General features: G+C 62.3%; 26 protein-coding genes. 12 read left to right on the forward strand and 14 right to left on the reverse strand.

Annotation, left to right across the window (positions count from 1 at the left end; genetic code table 11):
* Positions 1-12 precede the first annotated feature (12 nt).
* A complete protein-coding gene (locus tag M5B98_RS12765) occupies positions 13-408 on the reverse strand; it encodes a YbaN family protein (RefSeq protein ID WP_248742891.1) in 396 nt (131 codons plus the stop codon).
* 10 nt (positions 409-418) lie between these two features.
* Positions 419-1,006, reverse strand: a complete 588-nt coding sequence (locus tag M5B98_RS12770) for a YecA family protein (RefSeq protein ID WP_085710385.1) — start codon at positions 1,004-1,006, stop codon at positions 419-421.
* A gap of 277 nt (positions 1,007-1,283) precedes the next feature.
* Between M5B98_RS12770 and recQ the strand changes: the two genes are divergently transcribed.
* The 3 genes from recQ (at position 1,284) to M5B98_RS12785 (ending at position 6,083) form a co-directional block, all read left to right on the forward strand.
* A complete protein-coding gene (recQ, locus tag M5B98_RS12775) occupies positions 1,284-3,413 on the forward strand; it encodes a DNA helicase RecQ (RefSeq protein WP_114881856.1) in 2,130 nt (709 codons plus the stop codon).
* A gap of 302 nt (positions 3,414-3,715) precedes the next feature.
* Positions 3,716-4,150: a MarR family transcriptional regulator gene (locus tag M5B98_RS12780; protein WP_085710387.1), complete on the forward strand. Its 435-nt coding sequence runs from the start codon at positions 3,716-3,718 to the stop codon at positions 4,148-4,150.
* A gap of 127 nt (positions 4,151-4,277) precedes the next feature.
* Positions 4,278-6,083, forward strand: a complete 1,806-nt coding sequence (locus M5B98_RS12785) for a FimV family protein (RefSeq protein ID WP_248742892.1) — start codon at positions 4,278-4,280, stop codon at positions 6,081-6,083.
* Positions 6,084-6,089: 6 nt separating this feature from the next.
* On the opposite strand, the gene M5B98_RS12790 is transcribed toward M5B98_RS12785, so the two are convergent.
* Positions 6,090-8,279: a patatin-like phospholipase family protein gene (locus tag M5B98_RS12790; RefSeq protein WP_248742893.1), complete on the reverse strand. Its 2,190-nt coding sequence runs from the start codon at positions 8,277-8,279 to the stop codon at positions 6,090-6,092.
* Positions 8,280-8,350: 71 nt separating this feature from the next.
* Here M5B98_RS12790 and M5B98_RS12795 point away from each other — a divergent pair, with 71 nt between their 5' ends.
* Complete coding sequence (locus tag M5B98_RS12795; protein ID WP_134825853.1) at positions 8,351-8,638, forward strand: SelT/SelW/SelH family protein; 288 nt, start codon at positions 8,351-8,353, stop codon at positions 8,636-8,638.
* Here the strand turns inward: M5B98_RS12795 and M5B98_RS12800 are convergent.
* Positions 8,632-9,525, reverse strand: coding sequence for a DMT family transporter (locus M5B98_RS12800; RefSeq protein WP_248742894.1), 894 nt, complete (start codon positions 9,523-9,525; stop codon positions 8,632-8,634). The genes M5B98_RS12795 and M5B98_RS12800 overlap by 7 nt on opposite strands.
* Before the next feature lie 72 nt (positions 9,526-9,597).
* On the reverse strand, positions 9,598-10,362 hold the full coding sequence (locus tag M5B98_RS12805; protein ID WP_248742895.1) for a helix-turn-helix transcriptional regulator: 765 nt from the start codon (positions 10,360-10,362) through the stop codon (positions 9,598-9,600).
* Positions 10,363-10,494: 132 nt separating this feature from the next.
* Between M5B98_RS12805 and M5B98_RS12810 the strand changes: the two genes are divergently transcribed.
* Positions 10,495-11,310, forward strand: a complete 816-nt coding sequence (locus tag M5B98_RS12810; RefSeq protein WP_007958385.1) for a UDP-2,3-diacylglucosamine diphosphatase — start codon at positions 10,495-10,497, stop codon at positions 11,308-11,310.
* A gap of 15 nt (positions 11,311-11,325) precedes the next feature.
* On the opposite strand, the gene M5B98_RS12815 is transcribed toward M5B98_RS12810, so the two are convergent.
* Both M5B98_RS12815 and M5B98_RS12820 read right to left on the reverse strand, forming a co-directional pair.
* On the reverse strand, positions 11,326-11,916 hold the full coding sequence (locus M5B98_RS12815; protein WP_248742896.1) for an HD domain-containing protein: 591 nt from the start codon (positions 11,914-11,916) through the stop codon (positions 11,326-11,328).
* Positions 11,917-11,940: 24 nt separating this feature from the next.
* Positions 11,941-12,252, reverse strand: a complete 312-nt coding sequence (locus tag M5B98_RS12820; RefSeq protein WP_119430022.1) for a DUF962 domain-containing protein — start codon at positions 12,250-12,252, stop codon at positions 11,941-11,943.
* 167 nt (positions 12,253-12,419) lie between these two features.
* On the opposite strand from M5B98_RS12820, the gene M5B98_RS12825 reads away from it, so the two are divergent.
* Positions 12,420-13,481 (forward strand): AraC family transcriptional regulator, encoded by a 1,062-nt coding sequence (locus M5B98_RS12825; protein WP_248742897.1) that lies wholly within the window; start codon positions 12,420-12,422, stop codon positions 13,479-13,481.
* Here the strand turns inward: M5B98_RS12825 and M5B98_RS12830 are convergent.
* Positions 13,438-14,892 (reverse strand): TrkH family potassium uptake protein, encoded by a 1,455-nt coding sequence (locus tag M5B98_RS12830; RefSeq protein WP_085710400.1) that lies wholly within the window; start codon positions 14,890-14,892, stop codon positions 13,438-13,440. The genes M5B98_RS12825 and M5B98_RS12830 overlap by 44 nt on opposite strands.
* Before the next feature lie 121 nt (positions 14,893-15,013).
* On the opposite strand from M5B98_RS12830, the gene M5B98_RS12835 reads away from it, so the two are divergent.
* Complete coding sequence (locus M5B98_RS12835; RefSeq protein WP_115076968.1) at positions 15,014-15,580, forward strand: nitroreductase family protein; 567 nt, start codon at positions 15,014-15,016, stop codon at positions 15,578-15,580.
* Between the two features lie 14 nt (positions 15,581-15,594).
* On the opposite strand, the gene M5B98_RS12840 is transcribed toward M5B98_RS12835, so the two are convergent.
* The 6 genes from M5B98_RS12840 to M5B98_RS12865 all read right to left on the reverse strand — a co-directional run bounded on the left by M5B98_RS12840 (position 15,595) and on the right by M5B98_RS12865 (position 19,696).
* Positions 15,595-16,935, reverse strand: coding sequence for a sensor histidine kinase (locus M5B98_RS12840; protein ID WP_248742898.1), 1,341 nt, complete (start codon positions 16,933-16,935; stop codon positions 15,595-15,597).
* A 67-nt stretch (positions 16,936-17,002) separates the two neighbouring features.
* Positions 17,003-17,452, reverse strand: coding sequence for a Spy/CpxP family protein refolding chaperone (locus tag M5B98_RS12845; protein WP_085733794.1), 450 nt, complete (start codon positions 17,450-17,452; stop codon positions 17,003-17,005).
* 141 nt (positions 17,453-17,593) lie between these two features.
* Positions 17,594-18,271, reverse strand: a complete 678-nt coding sequence (locus tag M5B98_RS12850; RefSeq protein ID WP_085710405.1) for a response regulator transcription factor — start codon at positions 18,269-18,271, stop codon at positions 17,594-17,596.
* Between the two features lie 7 nt (positions 18,272-18,278).
* Complete coding sequence (locus tag M5B98_RS12855) at positions 18,279-18,689, reverse strand: translation initiation factor 2 (protein ID WP_085710407.1); 411 nt, start codon at positions 18,687-18,689, stop codon at positions 18,279-18,281.
* Positions 18,690-18,798: 109 nt separating this feature from the next.
* Positions 18,799-19,098 carry a YciI family protein gene (locus M5B98_RS12860; RefSeq protein ID WP_248742899.1) on the reverse strand — a complete coding sequence of 100 codons (300 nt, stop codon included), beginning with the start codon at positions 19,096-19,098 and terminating at the stop codon, positions 18,799-18,801.
* Between the two features lies 1 nt (position 19,099).
* The gene (locus M5B98_RS12865; RefSeq protein WP_085710410.1) at positions 19,100-19,696 is read right to left on the reverse strand and encodes a septation protein A; all 597 of its coding nucleotides are present in this window, start codon (positions 19,694-19,696) and stop codon (positions 19,100-19,102) included.
* A gap of 87 nt (positions 19,697-19,783) precedes the next feature.
* On the opposite strand from M5B98_RS12865, the gene M5B98_RS12870 reads away from it, so the two are divergent.
* The 5 genes from M5B98_RS12870 (at position 19,784) to M5B98_RS12890 (ending at position 23,358) form a co-directional block, all read left to right on the forward strand.
* Positions 19,784-20,647 carry a PHP domain-containing protein gene (locus M5B98_RS12870; protein WP_085710411.1) on the forward strand — a complete coding sequence of 288 codons (864 nt, stop codon included), beginning with the start codon at positions 19,784-19,786 and terminating at the stop codon, positions 20,645-20,647.
* A gap of 13 nt (positions 20,648-20,660) precedes the next feature.
* A complete protein-coding gene (locus M5B98_RS12875; RefSeq protein ID WP_096822250.1) occupies positions 20,661-21,290 on the forward strand; it encodes an L-threonylcarbamoyladenylate synthase in 630 nt (209 codons plus the stop codon).
* A gap of 120 nt (positions 21,291-21,410) precedes the next feature.
* Positions 21,411-22,109 carry a segregation and condensation protein A gene (locus M5B98_RS12880; RefSeq protein ID WP_170931588.1) on the forward strand — a complete coding sequence of 233 codons (699 nt, stop codon included), beginning with the start codon at positions 21,411-21,413 and terminating at the stop codon, positions 22,107-22,109.
* Positions 22,110-22,120: 11 nt separating this feature from the next.
* A complete protein-coding gene (gene scpB / locus M5B98_RS12885) occupies positions 22,121-23,164 on the forward strand; it encodes an SMC-Scp complex subunit ScpB (RefSeq protein ID WP_248742900.1) in 1,044 nt (347 codons plus the stop codon).
* Positions 23,165-23,166: 2 nt separating this feature from the next.
* Complete coding sequence (locus tag M5B98_RS12890) at positions 23,167-23,358, forward strand: DUF1289 domain-containing protein (protein WP_248742901.1); 192 nt, start codon at positions 23,167-23,169, stop codon at positions 23,356-23,358.
* Positions 23,359-23,368 lie beyond the last annotated feature (10 nt).

Raw genomic sequence — 23,368 nt, forward strand, 5'->3', positions numbered from 1 at the left:
AACAGGATGAGATCAGAACTTGCGCAGCGTCTTCTGCCGCAAGATATAAGCCGTCACCAGCACCGCACTGGTCAGCATGAACCCCCGGGCCCACGGCAGCGGCACCAGGTAGCACGAGAACAGAATACTCGCCCACATCAGCCCGATCGCGTAGACCTTGCCCTTGAGCGGTATGCCATTGCCGTCGAGATAATCGCGGATCCATGGCCCGAGCCGTGGGTGCTCGACCAGCCATTGGTAGAAACGTGGAGAGCTGCGGGCGAAGCAGGCGGCGGCCAGCAACAGGAAGGGGGTGGTGGGGAGAACAGGCAGGAAAATCCCGATCACCCCCAATGCCACACTGAGCCAGCCGATTGCCAGCAGGATGTAGCGCAACATCAGGGGGCGGTTGCCTATGGGGTTGTCCATAGGCCGGATCTTAGTGGTGACGTGGCTTGAGGATCGCCGGTTTTTCGTCAGGCGCCTGGCACAGCAGGTACAGCGCGGTCAGGGCTTCCGGGATCTGCACGATCATGTCGTCCATCAGGTTGGCGTCCTTGGCAATGTCTTCGAACTCAGGCTGTTCGTCGAACAGACCCGAACCGACCATGATCGGCAGGAGCATTTCGCTGACTTCTTCCTCGGCGGTTTCGAACCAGGCCGCTTCGCGCAGGAACACGCCTTCCATGAAGCCGATGCACCAGCCGCGCAGTTCGGAATCGTCCGGCTCGTCGCCCAGGTCCAGTTCGCATGGCAGCTCGAATTCTTCGTCGGAGGCCAGTTGACGAGCGATGTGGGCCTTGAGGCCGATCAGCGTGGCTTCGATCTCTTCGCGCTGGGCTTCACTGCTGTAGTGCGGTTCTTCGGCGAACAGGGCGTCGATCCACTCACGATCCGGCACCACGTCGGCGCAGATCGACAGCGCGGTCAGGTAACCGTGAGCGGCCACGTAGTCCAGCGCCTCTTCATGCAGCTCGTCGGCGTCGAGGAAGACTTGCAGGCGGGTTAGTTGCTCGGCGAAGGACATTAAAGGGCTACCTTGGGGGAATAAACAATGCGGGAATTCTAGGCCTTCTTGAGCCCTCAAGCCAGCCGCACGGCAGATTTGCCCGCACAAGCTTCTTATCGGCGGTGCCCTTTGCCGGGGAGGGCTCGGGTATACTGCCGCGCTTTGCGATCCCTGCCGGTGTCGCGGCTGAATCTGTATGGCGCGATGCAACGCGCCCTTACGTTTTGTTTAAAGCAGCCTCGGCTGTCTTGAACCAGCCTGTGCAGGGATGTTTCGGTGGATTTTTGGAGTTTTTATGCTCGAACAGGCTCAACGCGTCCTCAAGGACATCTTCGGCTACGACAGTTTCCGTGGCCGCCAGGGTGCAATCATTGAGCGCGTGGCCAGTGGTGGTGATGCCCTTGTCCTGATGCCGACCGGCGGCGGCAAGTCCCTGTGCTTCCAGGTGCCGGCGCTGCTGCGCGATGGCCTGGCGGTGGTGGTGTCGCCGCTGATCGCGCTGATGGACGATCAGGTCGCCACCCTCGAAGAGCTGGGCGTGGCAGCGGCTGCGTTGAACTCCACGCTGAGTGCCGAGCAACAGCGCGACCTCGCCAACCGGATCAAGCGCGGCGAAGTGAAGATGCTGTATCTGGCGCCGGAGCGTCTGGTGCAGCCGCGCATGCTGTCGTTCCTGCAAGGCTTGAACATCGCCCTGTTCGCCATCGATGAAGCGCACTGCGTATCGCAATGGGGCCACGATTTCCGCCCGGAATACCTGCAACTGGGGCAGTTGGCGGAAATGTTCCCCGACGTGCCGCGCATCGCCCTGACCGCCACCGCCGACAAGCGTACCCGGGAAGAAATCGTCACCCGTCTGCACCTGCAGAACGCCGAGCGTTTCCTGTCGAGCTTCGACCGGCCGAACATCTTCTACCGCATCGTGCCCAAGGAGCAGCCGCGCAAGCAGTTGCTGGCGTTCCTTGCCGAGCGACGCAGCGATGCCGGCATCGTCTACTGCCTGTCGCGCAAGAAGGTGGAGGAGGTGGCCGCGTTTCTCACCGAACAGGGCTTCCCGGCGCTGCCGTACCACGCCGGTCTGCCCAACGATCTGCGCGCCTACCACCAGAAGCGCTTCCTCAACGAGGAAGGCCTGATCATGGTCGCCACCGTGGCGTTCGGCATGGGCATCGACAAACCCAACGTGCGCTTTGTTGCTCACCTCGACCTGCCGAAATCCCTTGAGGCCTATTACCAGGAAACCGGACGCGGCGGTCGTGACGGCCTGCCGGCGGACGCGTGGATGGCCTACGGCCTGCAAGACGTGGTGATGCTCAAGCAGATGCTGCAGAACTCCGAGGGCGACGAGCGCCACAAGCGTCTGGAGCAGCACAAGCTCGATGCCATGCTCTCGCTTTGCGAAGAAACCCGCTGCCGCCGTCAGGCACTGCTGGCGTACTTCGATGAAGACATGCCGGAGCCGTGCGGCCACTGCGACAACTGCATCGACGGCGTGCAGACCTGGGACGCCACCGAGCCTGCGCGTCAGGCGCTCTCGGCGATCTATCGCACTGGCCAGCGTTACGGTGTTGGTCATCTGGTGGACGTGCTGCTGGGCAAGGACAACGAAAAGGTTCGCAGCTTCGGCCATCAGCACCTGTCGGTGTTCGGCGTGGGCAAGGCGCTGGGGGAGAGCGAATGGCGTTCGCTGTTTCGCCAGTTGGTTGCGCGAGGCTTGGCTGATGTCGACCATGAAGGCTACGGCGGGCTGCGCCTGAGCGACACCTGCCGACCGCTGCTCAAGGGCGAAGTGAGCCTGGAGCTGCGCCGCGACCTCAAGCCGCAAATCACCGCCAAGAGCGGCAGCAAGAGCCAGGCCAGTCAACTGGTGCGTGGCGAAGAACGCGAACAGTGGGAAGCCTTGCGCGCCCTGCGGCGCAAACTGGCGGAAGAACATGGTGTGCCGCCGTACGTCATCTTCCCCGACTCGACCCTGCTGGAAATGCTCCGCAGCCAGCCGACTTCGCTGGCGGACATGGCCCGGGTCAGCGGCGTCGGCGCACGCAAGCTGGAACGCTACGGCGAGGCCTTCCTCGAAGTGCTGGGCGGCGAGGCCGAGGCGCCGAAAGTGGTGGCCGACGTGCGCCACGAACTGATCACCTTGGCCCGCGCCGGCATGACGCCGCTGCAGATTGCCGGTCAGTTGCAGTGCTCGGAAAAGAACGTCTACACCATGCTCGCCGAAGCCATCGGCAAGCAGCAATTGTCGCTGGAGCAGGCGCTGGACCTGCCGGAAGACCTGATGGGCGAAGTCCAGGATGCGTTCCTCGACGGCGAGGGCGAGTTGCCGTCGGTCGCCGAAGTGGCAGAGCTGTTTGCCGGTCGCGTACCGGAGGGTGTGCTGTATTGCGTAAGGGCCGCGCTGCAATCTGAATTCGAGATGTAATTCGGCCCATTCCCCTCACCCCAGCCCTCTCCCCCAGGAGAGGGAGCCGACCGAGTTGTCTTGCGCTATACATCGACCTGAAATACCGGGTCGATTGTGGATTCAGCTCAGAGCTTTCAGGTCGGCATATTCCTTGAATATTCCCGTATCGGCTCCCTCTCCCTCCGGGAGAGGGCTGGGGTGAGGGGCTTTTCAGATGTAACGATTCAGTACAAGTCCCCCCTTGCCTATAGCCAAATGTCATGCTTAGCTGACTAATAATTAGTTTTTCTCTATTTCTTCAGTCTAACCATGAGTGTTTTATGCCGTTAACCGATCAACACCGCTTTGGCATGCAACTGGCCCAGATGTCCCGTGGCTGGCGTGCCGAACTGGATCGCCGGCTGGCCGGTCTGGGTTTGTCCCAGGCGCGCTGGCTGGTGCTGCTGCATCTGGCTCGCTTCGAAGAGGCGCCGACCCAACGGGAGCTGGCGCAAAGCGTCGGCGTCGAAGGGCCGACCCTCGCACGTTTGCTCGACAGCCTGGAAAGCCAGGGCCTGGTGCAGCGCCAGTCCGTGATGGAAGACCGCCGGGCGAAAAAGATCGTGCTGTGTGCCCCGGCCCGCCCGCTGATCGAACAGATCGAAACCATCGCCACGCAACTGCGCACGGAGTTGTTTGAGGGCATCGATGAGGCTGACATGAAGGTGTGCATGCGGGTTCACGGGCACATTCTGGCCAACCTGGAAAAATCTTGAGGCACAACGACGTGCCGTTTTTTTGAGGGATCGCGCTGGGCAGACTATAAGAACTACTGGGCAATATCGTGTTCGTACCGGATGTGCGAACCCATAGAAGTCGGTTTTGCTTATTTAAGGGATGCTCATGCTCGACAGTCGGCACGTAGTACTGCGTTGCGCCAATTCGCTGCTGGTGGCCGGTGTACTCACCTGGTCCACGGCATCACTGGCGCTGGGTCTCGGTGACATCACCGTGCATTCAGCGCTCAATCAGCCGCTCAAGGCCGACATCGCCCTGGTGGACGCCGCAGGGCTCAGCGCCGGCGAGCTTTCGGCCAGCCTGGCCTCGGCGGACGAATTCGGCCGTGCCGGGGTCGAGCGGGTGTTCTTCCTCAACGACCTCAAGTTCACCCCGATCCTGCATGGCAATCGCAACCTGATCCGGGTGACCTCGACCAAACCGGTCAACGAACCTTTCCTGAATTTCCTGGTGCAGCTCAATCAACCCAACGGCCACGTGTTGCGCGAATACACGGTGCTGATCGATCCGCCGGGTTCGCCGGGCATCGTGCCGGCCACCGACGAACCTGATGTGCATGCGCAGTCTTCGGAGTTTCCAACACCGGAAGCACCCGCTGCGGCCACTCAGAACAAACCTGCTGCAGCACCGGCCGCGCCGACGCCTCAAACGGCCGCGACCAACGACGCGCAAGCGGAACAGCTGGCGGCCAGTGTGCTGCTGAACCAGCAACTGCAGAAAACCGTCGATGAGCTGAACCTGAAGCTTCAGGCGCAGGACGTGCAAATCGCCGACGGCAAAAAACAGCTGGCCGATCTGCAGGCGCATCTCGCGCAGGCTCAGCAGGCACCTCCGGCACCCGCAGCCCCGGCGGCGCCTGCCTCGGTCCCGGCGCCGGTCATTGCGCCGACGGAGAATCAAGACGACTCCGTCAGTTGGCCATTGCTCGGAGGCTTGCTGGTGTTACTGGGAGGGCTGGTGGCCGGGCTGATCGTGCGCCGTCGACGTCAGCAGGCAGTGATCCCGGACGTGCCGGCACGCGTGCTGCCGCAGCGAAGCGAACCAGAGCTCAATGACAGCCAACATGTTCGTCCGAATGCTGCCCATGGCGCCGTCGAGCATCGAGACGAACAGGCAAACGGCGATGTGCTGGAAGCCGTGGGCATTTATCTGGCCTACGGACGACTGGGCGAGGCGCTCGGGTTGCTGCGCGACGCCTTGCAAAAAGAACCGGAGCGCATCGATCTCGGCGTGCAGTTGCTCGAGGTGCTGGGGCGCCAGGGCGATCAGGTGGCCTATGACGATCAGGAAAACCACTTGCGCCAGCTCGGTGTCGAGGAGCAGCGGTTGCACGAGATCCGCGCTCGATATCCGAAACTGGCCAGGACTGAACCTTTGGTTGCGGCGGCTCCGCTCATTGCCGCGTTACCCGTTGAGCAGGCCGCACCCACAACACCACTGGCCGAAGATGATTTCGAACTGAATCTGGAGCAACTGTCGATGGATTCCAGCTGGGATCTGGAAGACAGTCGCCCGGCAACCGACCCTCTGTCCTCGGCACCATCGGCACTTGGCTCGAGCCTGCAAGTCTTGCCGCAGGATTTCGAGTTGCCGCAAACCACCGGCGATGACGTTGAAACGACAGAGCTGGAGTGGATCGCCGAGCCGGAAGTTCAGGCTATCGACGAAGACTTTCTCAACGAGTTCGGCGATCCCGGTCAGTCACTGGCCCTGGAACCGCTGGACCTGCAGGCGCCGGAGCCCGAGCCGGATCCGACAGACGCCGCCAACGCCGGCAAGCTCGAACAGGCCCAGACCTGCATCGATGACGGCGACCTCGACAGCGCGATCGCCTTGCTCAATGAGTTGCTGAAAGAGGGCGATGAGCCGCTCAGGCAGACCGCCCGCACCCTGTTGGCCGGGATTCGCTGATCCGGGTCAGAAGGTCTGCCCCAGATTCAGATAAACCGCCTGTTCATTGGCATCGTTCAGGCCATAGCTGAAATTCAGCGGCCCCAGCGGTGTGTCGAAACCGATGAACACGCTGGCCGCGTTGATGTAGCCGCTGTCGAACTCGTTGTCGTTGTTCCAGGCCCGGCCGCGTTCCAGCGAGCCGCCGGCATACAACGGGAAGTCCAGCGGCAGGTAGGCGCGTGGCGTCAGGCGGCGGTAGTACACGGCCCGCATCAGGCTGACGTTCTGCCCGGATATGGCATCTTCGCGGAAACCGGACAACTGCCGGGCGCCACCGAGCAGGAAGCTCGATGTCACCACATTCGCATCGTCCAGCGTGCGGCCGTAACGCCCGCCCAGAATCAGTGTGTTCGGGCCGCTGCTCATGGCCTTGTCCAGTTTGAATTCCCACTGCCGGTAGCGCGTGTCGGAGCCCAGGCCCGGTTCGAATTGCATCAGGGTCAGGCTGACGTCCTTGCCGTCGTGGGGGAAGTACACGTTATCCAGTGAGTCGAACGAATATTTCAGCGCATAGAAACCTTCGTTGAAGTGTTCGCTCGGCAGGTTCTGATCGCCGATCCGTACGTCAGCCTTGCCCCAGGCCTCACCAACGCCAAAGCGGATTTCGCCGTTGTTGCCGATCTGACGGCCGACATTGAGGCCGAAGCCGTAGCGTTCCACTCGATATTGGGCGATCGGATCGTTGTCGAGCACCGAGTCGACGTTCTGCGCTTCGAACGCCGCATAAGGCGCGACGAAGTAACGCGAGCCAACGTCCAGCGGCTGGTAGAACTCGGTATAGAGCTCCTGCTTGTCGCCGATCTGCGCCCGGGTCAGCCATTCGGCGCCGAGGCGGTTGATGCCGTTCATGCGGTAGCTGGCGCCGAGGTTGAAAGCGCTGTCGCCGCGCATGTCGTCCGACAGGTTCAAGCCGACCCGCAAGTAGTCGGTGCCGCTGCGCTTGCCTCGGGCGCTGATCACCAGCGTGTGTTCCTGGCCCTTGTGCACGACGCGGTACTGCACCTGTTCGAAGTAATCCAGGCCGTACAGGGTGCCCATGTCCGAGTGCAGGCGCCCAAGGTCCAGCGGCTCACCGATGGGCTGGCGGATGTAGTAACGGATCACGTCGTCGCCGACTTTCGAGTCGTTCTCGACCTTGATCGCGGTGATGATCGGCGTGCGCTGGCCCGGTGCGCGGGCAGCGTTGAGCTCGGCGTCCTGAGATTCTGCGGGCTTCAATCGGGCAAGGCGGGCGTCGAGGGCCTTGGCGGCGCGGTAGCCGGCATCGATCATTTCCTCGGCGCGACCGAAATCGGTGGCGCCGAAACTGGCCAGCGGCGGCTGGATCAGCACGTCATCCGGGTGCAGCGCCGCCAGTTGCTCTTCGGAGTTGCGCCGGGTCATCAGGGTGATCGACTGGTTCAGCACATCGACCACGGTGGTCAGTTGCTTGCGGTTGCGCAGCGGGGTGCCGATGTCGACCACGATGGCCACATCGACACCCATTTCCCGGGCCACATCGAGGGGAATGTTGTCGGTCATGCCGCCGTCCACCAGCAGCCGGCCATCCAGTTCGACCGGGGCGAACACCGCCGGGATCGACATGCTGGCGCGGATCACCTGGGGCAGGTGGCCTTTGCGAAACACCACTTTTTCGCCGTTGGCGATGTCGGTGGCCACGGCGCGGAACGGGATCGGCAGCTTGTCGAAATCACGGGTGTCGCTGGTGTGGGCCAGCAGGCTTTCCAGCAGCAGCGCGAGGTTCTGGCCCTGAATCACGCCCAGTGGCAAACCGAGACTGCCGTCGTCGCGAAAGCTCAGTTTCTGCTTCACCAGAAAGTCGCGGTCATCCTGTTTGCGCCGAAACGGCACGTCTTCCCGGGGCGGCGCATCGGACAGGGCTTGCTGCCAGTCGATGTTGAGAGCGAGTTTTTCCAGTTCGTCGATCTTGTAACCCGAGGCATACAGCCCACCGACCACCGCGCCCATGCTGGTGCCGGCAATCGCATCGATCTTGATGCCTTGCTCTTCCAGCGCCTTGAGCACGCCGATGTGCGCCAGCCCACGGGCCGCGCCACCGGACAGCACGAGGCCGACTTTCGGCCGCGGCGCTTCACTGGCATGGACGAACAGCGGGAGGAAACCAAGCAAAAGGCAGATCAGCAGACGACGCATTGTGAGTCTCGGGGCGAGCGTTAAAGCCGGCTATTATAGCGGCGCCCTCTGGCTCAGGAGTTTCAGCGATCATGACCGCGACAAAACCGGAAATCGTCATCACCTATTGCACGCAATGCCAGTGGCTGCTGCGCGCCGCGTGGCTGGCGCAGGAGCTGCTCAGCACCTTTGGCGATGACCTTGGCAAGGTGTCACTGGTGCCGGGCACCGGCGGGATCTTTCACATCAGTTGCGACGGTGTGCAGATCTGGGAGCGCAAGGCCGACGGTGGTTTCCCCGAAGCCAAGGTGCTCAAGCAGAGAGTCCGCGATCAGATCGACCCTGACCGCGACCTCGGCCACAACGACCGCACTCAGTGAGACGCCGCCTCGGCCTCCACCGTTTTTTTGCTGGCGCTGCCTGACATCTGGCTCGACACCACGATGGCGACGATGATCAGCGCGCCACCGACCAGCATGCGCAAGGTCGGGTTTTCATCGAACAGCAGCCACGCGACGGTGATGCCGTACACCGGCTCCATGGCGAACACCACCGCTGCGGTGCGCGCCTTGATCACGGCGAGACTGGCAACGAACAGGCTGTGGGCGACACCGGTGCAGAACACCCCGAGCAAACCGATCCACAGCCAGTCGATGGCGCGCACGTCGCTCAACTGTGGCGCCGCCACCGGCAGCAGACACAACGCCACCACCACGTTCTGACACAGCGCTGCCTGCACCGCCGGGATGCGTCCGGAACTGGCACGGTTGGTCAGCGACAGCAGGGAAAACAGCAGACCGGACAGGATCGCCCAGAGCAGGCCGGTGGTGGCGCCACTGGCCAGGTCGAACGCCGGGGTCACCAGCACCAGACCGACACTGACCAGTGCCACCAGAATGATTTCGTTGGCGCGGATACGTTCGCGGAAAATCAGTCCTTCGAGAATCACCGTGAAGGCCGGGAAACTGGCGAAACCCAGCGTGGCCACCGCGACACCGGCCACTTTCACCGCAATGAAGAAACTCACCCAGTGGCCGGCCAGCAACACACCGCTCAGGGCCAGGCGTCGCCAGTCCACGGCTTGCAGCTTTTGCCAGCCGTGCTGGCTGGCGAAGCGGGCAAAGAACGCCAGCGCGAGAACGGCAAAAGCGGCCCGTCCAAAGACGATGACCGCCGGCGTTGCGGCGGCGAGTTTGCCGAAGACGCCGGTCAGGCCGAACATCAGTGCGCCGATATGCAGGGCGCCGAGGGCAGTACGGGGAGTCATGTCGATCCTTTTTCCAAACACAATTTCATGGGCTCATTGAAGCCGGATACGGCCCATAAGTCTGTCGGCAGACTATCGACTTTTGTCGTCAGCCTTGCGTCGCAATTGTGTAGGAGAGGTGCCGAATTCACGCAATACAGCAGCCGAAAACGCACTTTGCGATCCATAACCGACACGGCTGGCCACTTCACCGATGGGCAGCGTGGTTTCCCGCAACAGCGCGACGGCCTTGTGCAGTCGTCGACTGCGGATGTAGTCCATGGGCGTTTGCCCGCATTCGGCGACGAATCGCGCATGCAGGCGGGCGCTGGACAATCCGGCGACACGCGCCAGGTCCCCGACTTGCAGCGGATAGGCCGCGTACTGCTCGATGTGCGCATCGAGTGCCGCGTAGGGCAGGCGACGGGCGCAGACTTCGGCAGGCCGGGCGTGGTTCAGACTCGCCAGTAACAAAACCGCGCCTTGCTGCGCAATCAGCGGATCGTCCACCGGGCTGTTCGCCAGCCAATTGACCAGTTGACCTTGCCCGGCATCCAGCGACAGGCGTGCGGTGTTGTCCAGCAGACGGCGGCTGGCGTCGGCGTGATCGCCCAGTGAGCGTGACAACCATTGATCGTCCGGCACATCCAGCACCAGACAACGGCTGCCCTTGGGGCTGCCGCAGGCGTGATGCGCACCGGAAGGAATCACCACGAAACTCTGCTGCAAGACCTGACTGCCATGTCCTTCGACCTCGAAATCCAGCGCGCCGGACAGGCCGAACACCAGTTGCGCGTGGTCGTGACTGTGAACGATCAGGTCGTGGGTGTAATGGCGCAGGGTCAGGATCGGTTGCATGGCGGTCTCCGGGCGAGCCGCCAGTCTACACCGGCGCGAGAGCGCCGCGTTTGTCACAAGACTGACGCACACCTGTCATGGTCGATTAACCGGGCTCGCGCACAGTGGCGAAAACATCGCAGAGGGTTGCCCATGACCAGCGCCGAGCTCGCCAGACCCAGCCGTAAACAAAGGGTTCGCACCTTGTGGATCTCCGACGTGCACCTGGGCACGCGGGATTGCCAGGCCGAGCATCTGTCGCAATTTCTCAAGGGCTATCACGCCGACAAGATCTACCTGGTCGGCGACATCATCGACGGCTGGAAACTGCGCGGCGGCATGTACTGGCCCCAGGCGCATACCAACGTGATCCGCCGCTTGCTGACCATGAGCAAGCGCGGCACCGAGGTGATCTACGTCACCGGCAACCATGATGAATTCCTGCGGCGCTATTCGAAGCTTATCCTGGGCAACATCCAGCTGGTCGACGAAGCCGTGCACGTCACCGCCGATGGCCGGCATCTGCTGGTGATCCACGGTGACCAGTTCGACGTGATCACCCGTTATCACCGTTGGCTCGCGTTCCTCGGCGATTCGGCCTACGAATTCACCCTGACCCTCAACCGCTGGCTCAATCACTGGCGGGCGAAATACGGTTATGGCTACTGGTCGCTGTCGGCCTATCTCAAGCACAAGGTGAAGACCGCAGTGAGCTTCATCAGCGATTTCGAAGAAGCCATCGCCCACGAGTGCGTGAAGCGCGAGTTGCACGGGGTGGTCTGCGGGCACATTCACCACGCCGAGATCCGCAAGGTCGGCGAAGTGGATTACCTCAATTGTGGCGATTGGGTGGAGTCGTGCACGGCGCTGATCGAACACTGGGACGGCACGATCGAGCTGTATCGCCTGGCGGATGCGCAGGCGCGGGAGGCCGAACTGAAAGCGGCCAAGGTTGCCGAGCTGGCCTGAGTTTTTCAAATCAACTCAAGCCGGGGAGTGTTCCTCCATCGCGGCTTTGTAGATGGAGTTCCTCGGCTGGGCGAAAAGCCGTTCCATCATCGGTTCGAAGAAGCTCAGCGGCAGGGTGTCGTAGTCGGGGTCGAATGCCGCTGCGTCATATTTCGCGCAGAACTCCGCGGTCGCCTGATACTGCGGATGACCGCTGAACTGATCGCGCAGGTGCCGATCCATGCCCAGGTGATGGAAGAAGTAATAGCCCTGGAAGATCCCGTGTTTTTCCACCATCCACAGGTTCTCGGCGCTGACGAACGGCTTGAGAATGGCGGCGGCAATGTCCGGGTGATTGTAGGAGCCGAGGGTGTCGCCGATGTCGTGGAGCAGGGCGCAGACCACGTATTCCTCGTCGCGCCCGTCGCGATGGGCACGGGTCGCGGTCTGCAGCGAGTGGGTCAGGCGATCCACCGGGAACCCGCCGAAATCACCTTCGAGCAGTTTCAGGTGCGCCATGATCCGGCCCGGTAACTGACGGGCGTAGGCGCTGAAATCCGCCGCGATGATCGCCCAGTCTTCCTGCGTGCCGTCCTTCATGTGGGTGAAACGGGCAGTGACATTCATCGGCAATTCTCTTGGTCAGGGTTTCTAGAACGCCACGCGGCCCAGGATCATGTCGCGGTACATGACGAAGTCGCCCAGCAGGCTGTAGAACGGATGCTGGAAAGTCGCCGGACGGTTTTTCTCGAAGAAAAAATGGCCGACCCAGGCGAAGCTGTAACCGGCCAGCGGCAGGGCCAGCAACAGCAGCCAGGCGCCCTTGGCGATGGTCATCGCGAGAATGAAGATCACCAGTGTCGTGCCGATGAAATGCAGGCGACGGCAGGTGCTGTTGCTGTGTTCGCTGAGGTAATACGGGTAGAACTCGGCGAAACTGTTGAAATGTCTGATGGTTTCCACGACTGCGATCTCTGTGGTTATTGTTCTGATTGCAAGTTGTTCGGCGGGTAGCTTATTTGAGTCTAGAGTGAACAGTGGCGTCGGCCAGTGACAATCGGCGCCACTTTACTATCCTTGGGAAATTGGCCGTAGTATGCGGCTCACCATGTCATCCAAGAATAAACGCCATGAGCGAACGAACGACATCTGCAAGCTGGGCAATGGGGATTGTCAAGGCACTGGAAATGGACGGCCTGGATTGTCGGGTTCTGTTCAAGCAACTGGGGCTTGATTACGCGGCGCTGGAGGATCCGGACGCACGCTTCCCGCAGGACTCCATGACCCGACTCTGGCAACGGGCGGTCGAGCTGTCCGGTAATCCCGCCATCGGCCTGAACATGGGCAAGGTGGTGCGACCGGCCTCGTTCCATGTCGCGGGCTACGCGCTGATGTCCAGCAATACCCTGGCCGAAGGCTTTCAGCGTCTGGTGCGGTATCAGCGGATCATCGCCGAAAGTGCCGACTTGAGTTTTCGCCTGCTCGACGAAGGTTATGCGCTGATTCTGACGGTGCACGGCGATCATCTGCCGCCGACCCGGCAAAGTGCCGAAGCCTCGCTGGCCTGCGCGCTGGCGTTGTGTGGCTGGCTGACCGGGCGCACGTTGCACCCGCGCAAAGTGCTGGTGCAGGGCGACGAGCCCGATGATCTTGAACCCTATAAACAAGCCTTTCATGCACCGCTGGTATTCAACGCGCCGTATGACGCGCTGATCTTCGAACGCGCCGACATGGAAGCGCCGCTGCCCACCGCCAACGAGGCGATGGCGCTGCTGCATGACCGGTTTGCCGGGGAATATCTGGCAAGGTTTTCCGAAAGCCGCGTGACCCACAAGGCACGGCAGGTGTTGTGTCGTCTGTTGCCCCAGGGCGAGCCCAAGCGCGATACGGTGGCGCAGACCCTGCACCTGTCGCAACGTACCTTGCAACGTCGGTTGCAGGAGGAGGGCACCAGTTTTCAGCAGTTGCTCGATGACACCCGCCGAGAACTCGCCGAGCAATACCTGGCGCAGCCGAGCATGACCCTGCTGGAAATCGCCTATCTGCTGGGGTTTGCCGATCCGAGCAATTTCTTCCGCGCCTTCCGCCGCTGGTTCGACACCACGCCCGGCGATTACCGGGCGCGCTTGCTGGAGGCACCGAACGCGATCAGTGACGCCAGAACGCCGGAATACACAGCACAAACACCGTAATGATCTCCAGTCGGCCGAGCAGCATGCCGAACGACAGGATCCACTTGGCCGCATCCGGCAAGGTCGAGAAGTTGCCCGCCGGCCCGATGGTTTCACCCAGCCCCGGGCCGACGCCGGACACGGTGCTGGCGGCGCCGGTCAGCGCCGTCATCCAGTCCACACCGATCAGTGACAGCAGCAGGGCGATCACGCAGATGGTGATGGCGAAGAAGAACGAAAAGGTCAGGATCGACCGGACGATTTCTTCGTCGAGGCGATGGCCGTTGTACTTCTGCTTGATCACTGCGCGCGGGTGAATCAGCTGATTGAGGTTGGCCTTGAGCAGGATGTAGGCGACCTGGAAGCGGAAAATCTTGATCCCGCCCGCCGTCGAACCGGAGCAGCCGCCGACAAAGCCCAGATAGAAGAACAGCATCAGCGAGAAGTTACCCCACATGCTGTAGTCACCCAGGGCAAAACCGGTGGTGGTGACCACCGACGTCACGTTCAGCGCCACGTGGCGCAGTGCGTCCAGCCAGTGCAGGTCGGTGGTCCACCAGTACCAGGTGCCGAGCACCAGCCAGGTCACCAGCAGCATGCCGAGCAAACCCTGCACCTGTTGGTCCTTGATCAGTGCCCGGCGATTGCCGCGCAACGTTGCCACGTACAGGGTGAACGGCAGGCTGCCGAGGATCATCACCACCACCGCCACCCAGTGCACCGCCGGTTGCGTCCACTTGGCCAGGGACTGGTCGGAGGTCGAGAACCCGCCGGTGGAAATCGCCGACATCGCGTGGTTGATCGCATCGAACGGGCTCATCCCGGCCCACCAGAACGCCAGGCTGCCGAGAATGGTGATGCCGATGTAGGTCACCACGATCAGCCGCGCCACCATGTGCGAACGGGGCATGACCTTTTCCGAGCGGTCCGAGGATTCGGTCTGGAACAGACGCATGCCGCCGATGCGCAGCAGCGGCAGAATCGCCACCGCCATGCCGATGAAGCCGATGCCGCCGAGCCAGTGCAGCAGCGAGCGCCACATCAGGATCCCGGGAGACATGGTGTCCAGGCCGCTGAGTACGGTCGAGCCGGTAGCGGTGATGCCGGACATGCTTTCGAAGAACGAGTCGGTGTAGCTGATGTGCTGAGTCAGCAGAAACGGCAGCGCGGCGAAAATGCACACCACCAACCAGCTGGTGACGGTCAGCAGGTACATGTCGCGGGGGCGCAGGTGAATGTGTTCCGGGCGTCCCGGAATCACCAGCGCCAGGCCGGCGACGAAGGTGATCATGCTCGCCCAGAGGAACGACGGCAGGTCGCCGGTGCGGTCGAAAATCACCAGGGTGGCCATGGGCACGACCATGGCGATGGCCAGGGTGATCAGGAAGATGCCGATGATGAAACCAATGATCCGTAAGGTCGGCAACGCCATGAAGTCCGCTCGGGCTGATGTGGGAAAGGCGCCATTCTACCTGCGGGGCAAGGCATGTAAACCGACGCGGCCGGATCACTTGCAGCTAGAATAGCCGGACATTTTTTTCAGGAGGTGGCCGATGCAGGCTCTCGACGCTTTGCTCAACCGTGTTTCCGTTCCACGACTGATCGACCCGGCCCCCACCGCCGAACAGCGCGAAGTGCTGTTTGCCGCCGCGACCCGTGCACCGGATCACGGCCATTTGCAGCCGTATCGTTTCCTGACCGTCGAAGGCGCGGCGCGTGAGCAGATGGGCGAGTTGCTGGCCGAAGCGGCGCAGATGCAGGAAGGCGAAGTCACCGAAGCGATGATCGACAAGGCGCGCAACGGCCCGCTGCGGGCGCCGCTGGTGGTCGTGGTCATCGCCAAGTTGCAGGATCACGTCAAATACCCGAAGGCCGAGCAGTTGCTGGCCGCAGGCTGTGCCGCCCACGGAATTCTGCTGGCGGCCTACGCGCAGGGGATTGGCGCGGTGTGGCGCACCGGTGATCTGGCTTATTCGAAACACGTCGCCAAGGGCCTGGGCCTGACGGATGACGAAGAGGTGATTGCGTTCCTTTACCTCGGCACGCCGCAGAAAGAACCGCGCGTGGCGGAGAAGGTTGATCTGGCCGAGTTTGTCAGTGCCTGGCCGGGTAAAGCCTGACACTGAAAACCCCGTCAGGGCTGGACAATCGCACCCGGCTCCAACGGCAACTCAAGACTGGCCACAAACCCGCCCTGCGGGTGATTGGCCAGTACCAGCGTCCCGCCATGGCGCTCCGCCGCCCGCCGGGCAATCGCCAGGCCCAGGCCATGCCCGGCAGCGGTCTGACCCGGTGCCCGATAAAACGGTTCGCCCAACTGGCTCAAATGCTCGGCCTGCACCCCCGGCCCGTGGTCGCGCACGCTGACCACGATTCGCTCGCCCTGGCGTGAAGCCTGCATTTCGATCGACTGCCCCACCGGGTTGAAGCGCTGGGCGTTGCGCAGCAGGTTGTCCACGGCGCGTTCGATCATGGTCGGCCAGCCGGTCAGATTGAGCTGCGGTTCGGCTTCCAGGTGTACCGTCTGCTCCGGCGAGCCGAGTTGCGCGTCCTTTTGCAGGGTACCCAGCAGCGCATTCAGATCCACAGCTTCGGCGCTGGCGTTGTCGGCATCGACCCGCGCCAGCACCAGGATTTCACTGATCAACGCTTCCAGCCGATCGCACTCGCGGGTCAGGCGTGGCCAGAGTTTTTCCCGTTCTTCCGGGCTCGCCCGTTCGGCCAATGCCAGCGCGATGCGCAGCCGTGCCAGCGGGGAGCGCAATTCGTGGGACACGTCGCGCAGCAACTGGCGCTGACTGCCGATCAGGCTTTGCAGACGTGCGCCCATGCGGTTGAAGTCGTTGGCCAGCACACCGAACTCATCGCGGCGGTTGGCCAGTTTCGCCAGGCTGTTCTGCTGATAGGTGGTCTGCCCCAGATCGTGCACCGCGCCGCGCAAGCGGTTGAGCGGGCGAGTGATGGAGAGTGTCACCAGCAGGCTGAACAGGGTCAGCACCACCAGCGCGATCCCCAGCGCACTCAATGGCCAGAGCAGACTTTCGCGATGCCAGGCGTCGAGTTCCGGGTGCGGGATGCGATAGATGAACAGGTAGGTGTCACCGGTCTTTTCGCTGGTGAACTCATCGGTCAGGCGCCGCCACGGCAGGCGTCGGTCATCGTTGTTCTGCCGTGCCTCGAACGCCGCGGCGCGGCGAGGGAAGGTGCCGCGCACTACCGGGTCGCCGCTCTCGTTCAGCACCTGGACGTCGATGTGATATTGGCGTTTGCGTTGCTGGAGGATGTCCTGAGCGGCGTCTTCGCCCTGGGATTCGTAGGTCTGCGTCCAGTCGGCGGCCAACGTATTGAGGCCCGGATGGCGGCTGAGGATCCATGCGTCCTGATTGAGCATGTGCCCCAGCAGAATGGAAAGCCCCGCAACCAGAGCGATGGCCAGCCAGAAGCTTGCGAGAATACGCCAGAACAATGAACGCACAGAAAGTCCTCAAACAAAGAAAACCCAACGGCAGTTAGCCGTTGGGTCGGGGCGTGACGCTAGAACATTATTGCGCCTTTTGCGGCTGTTGCGCTTTCCAGGCCTTGAACTCGGCCCATTCAGCACGACGCTCGGCCTGTTTCTTCTGGATCTCGTCGAATTTCTTCTGTTGATCCGGTTTCAGCACGGCGCGGACATCGGATTCGGCTTTCTTGTGGTTGGCCGCCATCTCGTCCTTCATGGCTTTCTGGTCGGCTGGCGAGAGTTTCTCCAGGTATTTCTCGACCGTCTGCTTACGTTCGTGCATCTGCTCGCCCATGATCTTGCGGATCTGCTCGCGCTGTTCACGGGAGAGGTCCAGCTGGCTGTACGGGCCTTTGCCGTGCATGCCGTGCATCTGACCGCCGTGGCGCCAGCCACCGTCCGGCCCACCCATCGGGCCACCATCCTGCGGCACGGCCATGGCGACGGTTGGCAGAGCGGCAGCGAACATCAGAGCGATAAGAGTCTTGCGCATGGTGTATCTCCTTGTCTCGTTCCCGGTACGTTCCGGATGAGTACAGATTACGGAGATCAAGGTCAGCGGCGGTCAGCGCTGGGTAAAGCTTGGGTAAAGACGCTTTGTCATCGAACTGACAAAGCGTCCGCGTGCGGGGCTTCAGAGGCTGTAATAGTAGCCGCGGCTGCGCAGGGCCACGATGCGCGGGCGGCCGTCGGCGTGGGGGCCGATCTTCTTGCGCAGGTTGCTGACGTGCATGTCCAGGCTGCGGTCGTACAGGGTCAGCTTGCGGCCGAGGGCGATCTGCGCCAGTTCCTGTTTGTCCAGCGGCTCGCCCGGCTGCTTGAGCAGCGCCTCGAGCAGACGGCTCTCGGAAACGGTGAGGGTGAATTCCTTTTCGTCGATGCTGACCACGCCACGTACCGGGCTGAAGCTCAGATCGCCCAGTTCGAGCTGGGTCGACACGGCGGCCGGATGACTGCGGCGCAGCACGGCACGCAGGCGGGCGGTGAGCTCTCGCGGATCGCAGGGTTTGGCCAGGTAATCGTCGGCACCCAGTTCCAGGCCGAGGATGCGGTCCAGCGGTTCGCCACGGGCCGAAAGCATCACCACCGGCAGATCGGCGTGTTCACTGCGCAATTGCTTGAGCAGTTCCAGACCGCTGCCATCGGGCAACATCACGTCCAGCACCACGGCGGCGGGGGCGGATTCGGCCAAAGCCTTGCGGGCGCTCTGGCCGTCGTGGCACGCACGGACCTGAAAGCCTTCCTGGCTCAGCCAACTGCTCAGAAGCTCACACAGCTCCTGGTCATCATCAATCAGTAACAGCTCGCTCATGACTCACTCAATTTAGCCATTGTCGACGTTTTCGACTTGCACCACTGGCAAAGATACCGCAGAGCAGGGCCAATAGCGCTACCCCGGCACCGGTGACGAACCATTGCTGCTGTTCGGTCAGCAGGCGCGGCAGCGGGCTGGCCTGGGCTTCCTTGAGTTGCAGCTTCAAGCGCTGGTTCTCCTGGCGCAACCGGGCAAGCTGGGCGCTTTCGCGGGTGTTATCGGCATTCTGCAGTTGTTTGCTCAGTTCTTCCCGCTGCTGCTCGCTGGCCTTCAGGCGCTGCTGCAACTCGGTGATCTGGCTGCCGGCGCTCAACGAAAGCGGCGTGGAATTGCCGCTTTCGGTGCTTTCTTCACCATGGGCGGGCGCCATGATCGACAACGTGACCAGCATCAGACACAACGGACCCTTGCGCATCGCGACTCCTGTTACCAAATGGATATTGGGCAGGTTGTCGGCCGGCAAACGAGAATAATGAGCGATTGAGAACGCGATGAACCGACAAGGTTCATCGCGTGGGGAAGGATTACGGCAGGACTTGCTTGAACGGCTTCACGACAACGTTGGCGTAGACGCCGGCGGCGATGTACGGATCGGCGTCGGCCCAGCCCTGCGCGGCGCTCAGGGAATCGAATTCGGCAACGATCAGGCTGCCGGTGAAACCCGCTGCGCCCGGATCATTGCTGTCGACCGCCGGGTGCGGGCCGGCCAGGACGATGCGGCCTTCGCCCTTGAGCACTTGCAGGCGTTCAAGGTGGGCCGGGCGGGCGGCGAGGCGCGCGTCCAGGGAGTTGGCGACGTCGGTGGCAATGATTGCGTAGAGCATGTCAGTCCTCGGTTTTTGGTGTTGTGGTATCGGCGTCGTGCAGGTGACGGGACAGGTAGATGCCTTGGGCGACCAGGAACAGCACGGTCAGGCCCAGGCTGCCGAACACCTTGAAGTCCACCCAGTAGTCCTGGAAGGTGAACGCGACGAACAGGTTGGCGGCGCCGCAGAACAGGAAGAAGCCGATCCAGGCGATGTTCAGGCGCGTCCAGACGGCGTCCGGCAGGGTCAGTGCGTGACCCATGATGCGCTTGATCAACAGGCGGTCACCGATGAAGTGGCTGCCGATGAAGGCCAGGGCGAACAGCCAGTTGACCACCGGGGCTTTCCATTTCAGGAAGGTTTCGCTGTGGAAGGCCAGGGTCAGGCTGCCGAACACGAGGCAGGCGATCAGGGTCAGCCACTGGCTCTTTTCCAGCTTGCGCTGCTTGATGAAGAGCGCGCCATAGACCACCAGGGAGCTGATGATCAGCACGGCGGTGGCGCTGTAGATGCCGCCTACGGTCAACTCATGGCCGGCAACGTCGACGGTGCGTGGATCGAGTTTGTAGACGATGAAAAACAGCAGAAGCGGGATGAAATCGATGAATTGTTTCACAGTGAGAGCCAGAAGCTGGATGTGGCGGCATAATAACAAACATATGGGCGCGCGATAGCGCCAGCTGATTTGAGGTTACACATCCCCGTGAATGTTGATTTGCACTGCCACAGCACGGCCTCCGATGGCGCCCTGGCGCCTGCGGCACTGGTTGCGCGTGCGTTCGAAAACGGCGTGCGAGTCCTGGCCCTGACCGATCATGACACCCTCGAAGGCCTCGCCGAAGCGCGCACGGCCGCCGAAGCGCTGGGCATGCAACTGGTCAACGGCGTCGAACTGTCCTGCACCTGGGGCGGCGCGACCATTCATGTGCTGGGCTACGGTTTCGATGTCAACGCCGCGCCGTTGGTCGAGGCGATCGCCAGTCTGCACGATGGCCGCTGGCTGCGGTCTGAAGAAATAAGCCGCAAGCTCGCCCTCAAGGGCATGCCCGGCGCCCTCGACGGCGCGCGGCAGATCCAGCAGGAATTGGGCGACAGCGGCAATGCACCGGCCCGCCCGCATTTCGCCGACTGGATGGTGCGGGAAGGTTTCGTCAAGGATCGCGCCGAGGCGTTCCGCAAATGGCTCGGCGCCGGCAAGCTGGGGGACGTCAAGCAGCACTGGCCGACCCTCGAAGACACCGTCGGCACGCTGCGCGCCGCCGGGGCCTGGGTCAGCCTGGCGCATCCCTGGCACTACGATTTCACGCGCAGCAAGCGCCGAAAGCTGATTGCCGACTATATTCAAGCGGGCGGGCAGGCGCTCGAGGTGGTCAACGGCCATCAGCCTGCGGAACAGGTGGGCAGCCTGGCGATCCTTGCCCGTGAGTTCGGTCTGCTGGTCACTGCCGGCAGTGATTTTCATGGCCCTGGAGGCTGGTCGGAGATCGGCCAGTACCGGCCGCTCCCTGAGGACCTTCCACCCCTGTGGTGTCGGTTCAAACATGACACAGTTATTGCCGCCGTCTGAACAGGTAGAGAATGTGAGTCAATTTTTCCAGATCCATCCGGAAAACCCGCAAGCGCGCCTGATCAAACAGGCCGTCGAGATCATCCGCAAGGGCGGGGTGGTGGTCTATCCAACGGACTCTTCCTACGCCATCGGCTGCCAGATCGGCGACAAGAACGGCATCGAGCGCGTTCGACGCCTGCGTCAGCTCGATGAAAAGCACAACTTCGCGCTGATTTGCAGCGACCTGTCGCAACTGGGCAATTACGCCAAGATCGACACCGGCACCTTCCGTATTCTGAAAGCCCATCTGCCGGGGCCTTACACCTTCATTCTCAACGCCACCCGCGAAGTACCCCGGCTGTTGCTGCATCCGAAGAAGCGCACCATCGGCCTGCGCGTGCCGAGCCACCCGATCGCGCTCGCGCTGCTCGCCGAGCTGGGCGAACCGCTGATGAGCGTGACCCTGATCATGCCCGGCGATGAAGACCCGCTGAGCGATCCGTACGAAATGCGTCAGTTGCTGGAGCATCAGGTGGACCTGATCATCGACGGCGGTTTCGGCGGCATCAAGGCCTCCACCGTGATCGACCTGACCGGCGACGATCCGGAAGTGGTTCGCGTCGGTTGCGGCGATCCTGCGCCGTTCATGGTCGAGGCCTGAATGTCCGCAGTAGAAACCGTTGATCCCCAGGCCGGTGCCCAGCAGGAACTGCCGTTTGCCATGGTCTATGGCCAGGCCGTCACGGAAATGCCGCTGGACCTGTACATTCCGCCGGACGCCCTGGAAGTCTTCCTCGAAGCCTTCGAAGGGCCGCTCGACCTGCTGTTGTATCTGATCCGCAAACAGAACATCAACATCCTCGACATTCCGGTGGCGGAAATCACCCGTCAGTACATGGGCTATGTCGAGCTGATGCAGTCGGTGCGTCTGGAACTGGCCGCTGAGTACCTGGTGATGGCCGCGATGCTGGCCGAGATCAAGTCGCGGATGTTGCTGCCCCGGGCCGAAACCGTCGAAGAGGAAGAGGAAGACCCGCGGGCCGAACTGATCCGCCGCCTGCAGGAATACGAACGCTTCAAGGCCGCCGCCGAAGGCATCGACGGTCTGAGTCGGGTCGGTCGTGATGTGATCGTGCCCAAGCTCGACGCGCCGCAGGTCACGGTGCGCAAGTTGCTGCCGGACGTGGCGCTGGAAGAAATCCTGATGTCCATGGCCGAAGTGCTGCGCCGTGGCGACATGTTTGAAAGCCACCAGGTCAGCCGCGAGGCACTGTCCACCCGCGAACGCATGAGCGATGTGCTGGAGCGGCTCAAGGGCGGCGGGTTTGTGCCGTTCGTCGAGCTGTTCACCGCTGAGGAAGGCCGGCTCGGTGTGGTAGTGACCTTCATGGCGATCCTTGAACTGGTCAAGGAATCCCTGGTGGAGCTGGTGCAGAATGAGCCGTTCGCCGCGATCCACGTGCGAGCCCGAGTCGAATAACGAGTCCGAACATGAACCTGAGTGAACCCCGCGAGCTGGCGCCCCTGCTTGAAGCCTTTCTGTTGGCCTCGGGAAAGCCGCAAACCCTTGAACGCCTGTACGAGTTGTTCGAGGAAGGCGAACGGCCGGAGCCGCCGGTCTTCAAGAAAGCCCTGACCCTGCTCGGCAAGTCTTGCGAGGGGCGGGCGTTCGAGCTCGTGGAGGTTGCCTCCGGCTATCGCCTGCAGATTCGCGAGAAGTTCGCACCGTGGGTCGGCCGCCTGTGGGAAGAACGTCCGCAGCGTTATTCCCGGGCCCTGCTGGAAACCATGGCGTTGATCGCCTATCGCCAGCCGATCACCCGGGGCGAGATCGAAGACGTGCGGGGCGTGGCGGTCAACACCAACATCGTCAAGACGCTGATGGAGCGCGAGTGGATCCGCGTCGTCGGTTATCGCGACGTGCCGGGCAAACCGGCGATGTTCGCCACCACCAAGCTGTTCCTCGATCATTTCAACCTCAAGAGCCTCGACGAATTGCCGCCGCTGGCGGAGTTGCGCGAGATCGAGCCGGATCCGGTACTCGACTTCGACGACGCCCCCGTGCCTGCGGGCTTGCAGGAACTGGCCGATGCCAGTGTCGAGCCGGAAGAGCCGAAGGAGGAAACCAGTTTCCACTCGCTGCTGCTGGAGCTGGACAGCATGGAGGAGGGGATCAAGACCGACTTCGACGATTTGCTGCGTGATGTTGCGGATGGCGAGCCGATGCCGTCCGGGTTTGAGTCCGGTCCGGTCGAGCCGCCAGCCGACGTTGAGTTCGAAGCAGAGCCGGAGGTCGACTTCGAGCCTGAATCGGAATTTGAGCCTGAGTTTGAGTCCAAGCCTGAACCTGAACCTGAGCAGGAAGACGATGTGCTCGGCGTGGCCGAAGCCCGGGAAAAACTGCTGGCCGCCGTTGCTCGCCTCGAACAACCCGCACCGGAACCTGCCGCAGAGGAAGAGCTGAGCGAAGAAGAAGCCGAAGCCCGCGCCCTGGCCGAGGCCATTGAAGCCGAACGCCGCGAGTTCGAAGATTGAGCATGAGCTCGACCAAGGACCCGTGCATCAGCCTCTGCAAGTTCAGCGATGACATCTGCCTCGGCTGCGGCCGCAGCAAACGCGAGATCAGGGCCTGGAAGAAGCTCGACAAGGACGACAAGCGCACGGTGCTGGCCGAAGCCGCGTTGCGCCTGATCAAGCTCGGCAGCGCCGGTCGGCGGAAAAAGAAATAACCTGGCCTCG

It is taken from the genome of Pseudomonas sp. MWU12-3088 (assembly GCF_023242405.1).
Classification (GTDB): domain Bacteria; phylum Pseudomonadota; class Gammaproteobacteria; order Pseudomonadales; family Pseudomonadaceae; genus Aquipseudomonas; species Aquipseudomonas kribbensis.

Bases quoted from the DNA above. Each gene is read 5' to 3' on its own strand.
- scpB (WP_248742900.1), top strand. From the start codon at position 22,121: ATGAACCTGAGTGAACCCCGCGAGCTGGCGCCCCTGCTTGAAGCCTTT.
- M5B98_RS12770 (WP_085710385.1), bottom strand. From the start codon at position 1,006: ATGTCCTTCGCCGAGCAACTAACCCGCCTGCAAGTCTTCCTCGACGCC.
- M5B98_RS12860 (WP_248742899.1), bottom strand. From the start codon at position 19,098: ATGCTCTACGCAATCATTGCCACCGACGTCGCCAACTCCCTGGACGCG.
- M5B98_RS12890 (WP_248742901.1), top strand. From the start codon at position 23,167: ATGAGCTCGACCAAGGACCCGTGCATCAGCCTCTGCAAGTTCAGCGAT.
- recQ (WP_114881856.1), top strand. From the start codon at position 1,284: ATGCTCGAACAGGCTCAACGCGTCCTCAAGGACATCTTCGGCTACGAC.
- M5B98_RS12835 (WP_115076968.1), top strand. From the start codon at position 15,014: ATGCAGGCTCTCGACGCTTTGCTCAACCGTGTTTCCGTTCCACGACTG.
- M5B98_RS12800 (WP_248742894.1), bottom strand. From the start codon at position 9,525: ATGACTCCCCGTACTGCCCTCGGCGCCCTGCATATCGGCGCACTGATG.
- M5B98_RS12790 (WP_248742893.1), bottom strand. From the start codon at position 8,279: ATGCGTCGTCTGCTGATCTGCCTTTTGCTTGGTTTCCTCCCGCTGTTC.
- M5B98_RS12855 (WP_085710407.1), bottom strand. From the start codon at position 18,689: ATGCGCAAGGGTCCGTTGTGTCTGATGCTGGTCACGTTGTCGATCATG.
- M5B98_RS12765 (WP_248742891.1), bottom strand. From the start codon at position 408: ATGGACAACCCCATAGGCAACCGCCCCCTGATGTTGCGCTACATCCTG.
- M5B98_RS12795 (WP_134825853.1), top strand. From the start codon at position 8,351: ATGACCGCGACAAAACCGGAAATCGTCATCACCTATTGCACGCAATGC.
- M5B98_RS12825 (WP_248742897.1), top strand. From the start codon at position 12,420: ATGAGCGAACGAACGACATCTGCAAGCTGGGCAATGGGGATTGTCAAG.
- M5B98_RS12810 (WP_007958385.1), top strand. From the start codon at position 10,495: ATGACCAGCGCCGAGCTCGCCAGACCCAGCCGTAAACAAAGGGTTCGC.
- M5B98_RS12850 (WP_085710405.1), bottom strand. From the start codon at position 18,271: ATGAGCGAGCTGTTACTGATTGATGATGACCAGGAGCTGTGTGAGCTT.
- M5B98_RS12815 (WP_248742896.1), bottom strand. From the start codon at position 11,916: ATGAATGTCACTGCCCGTTTCACCCACATGAAGGACGGCACGCAGGAA.
- M5B98_RS12785 (WP_248742892.1), top strand. From the start codon at position 4,278: ATGCTCGACAGTCGGCACGTAGTACTGCGTTGCGCCAATTCGCTGCTG.
- M5B98_RS12830 (WP_085710400.1), bottom strand. From the start codon at position 14,892: ATGGCGTTGCCGACCTTACGGATCATTGGTTTCATCATCGGCATCTTC.
- M5B98_RS12845 (WP_085733794.1), bottom strand. From the start codon at position 17,452: ATGCGCAAGACTCTTATCGCTCTGATGTTCGCTGCCGCTCTGCCAACC.
- M5B98_RS12780 (WP_085710387.1), top strand. From the start codon at position 3,716: ATGCCGTTAACCGATCAACACCGCTTTGGCATGCAACTGGCCCAGATG.
- M5B98_RS12805 (WP_248742895.1), bottom strand. From the start codon at position 10,362: ATGCAACCGATCCTGACCCTGCGCCATTACACCCACGACCTGATCGTT.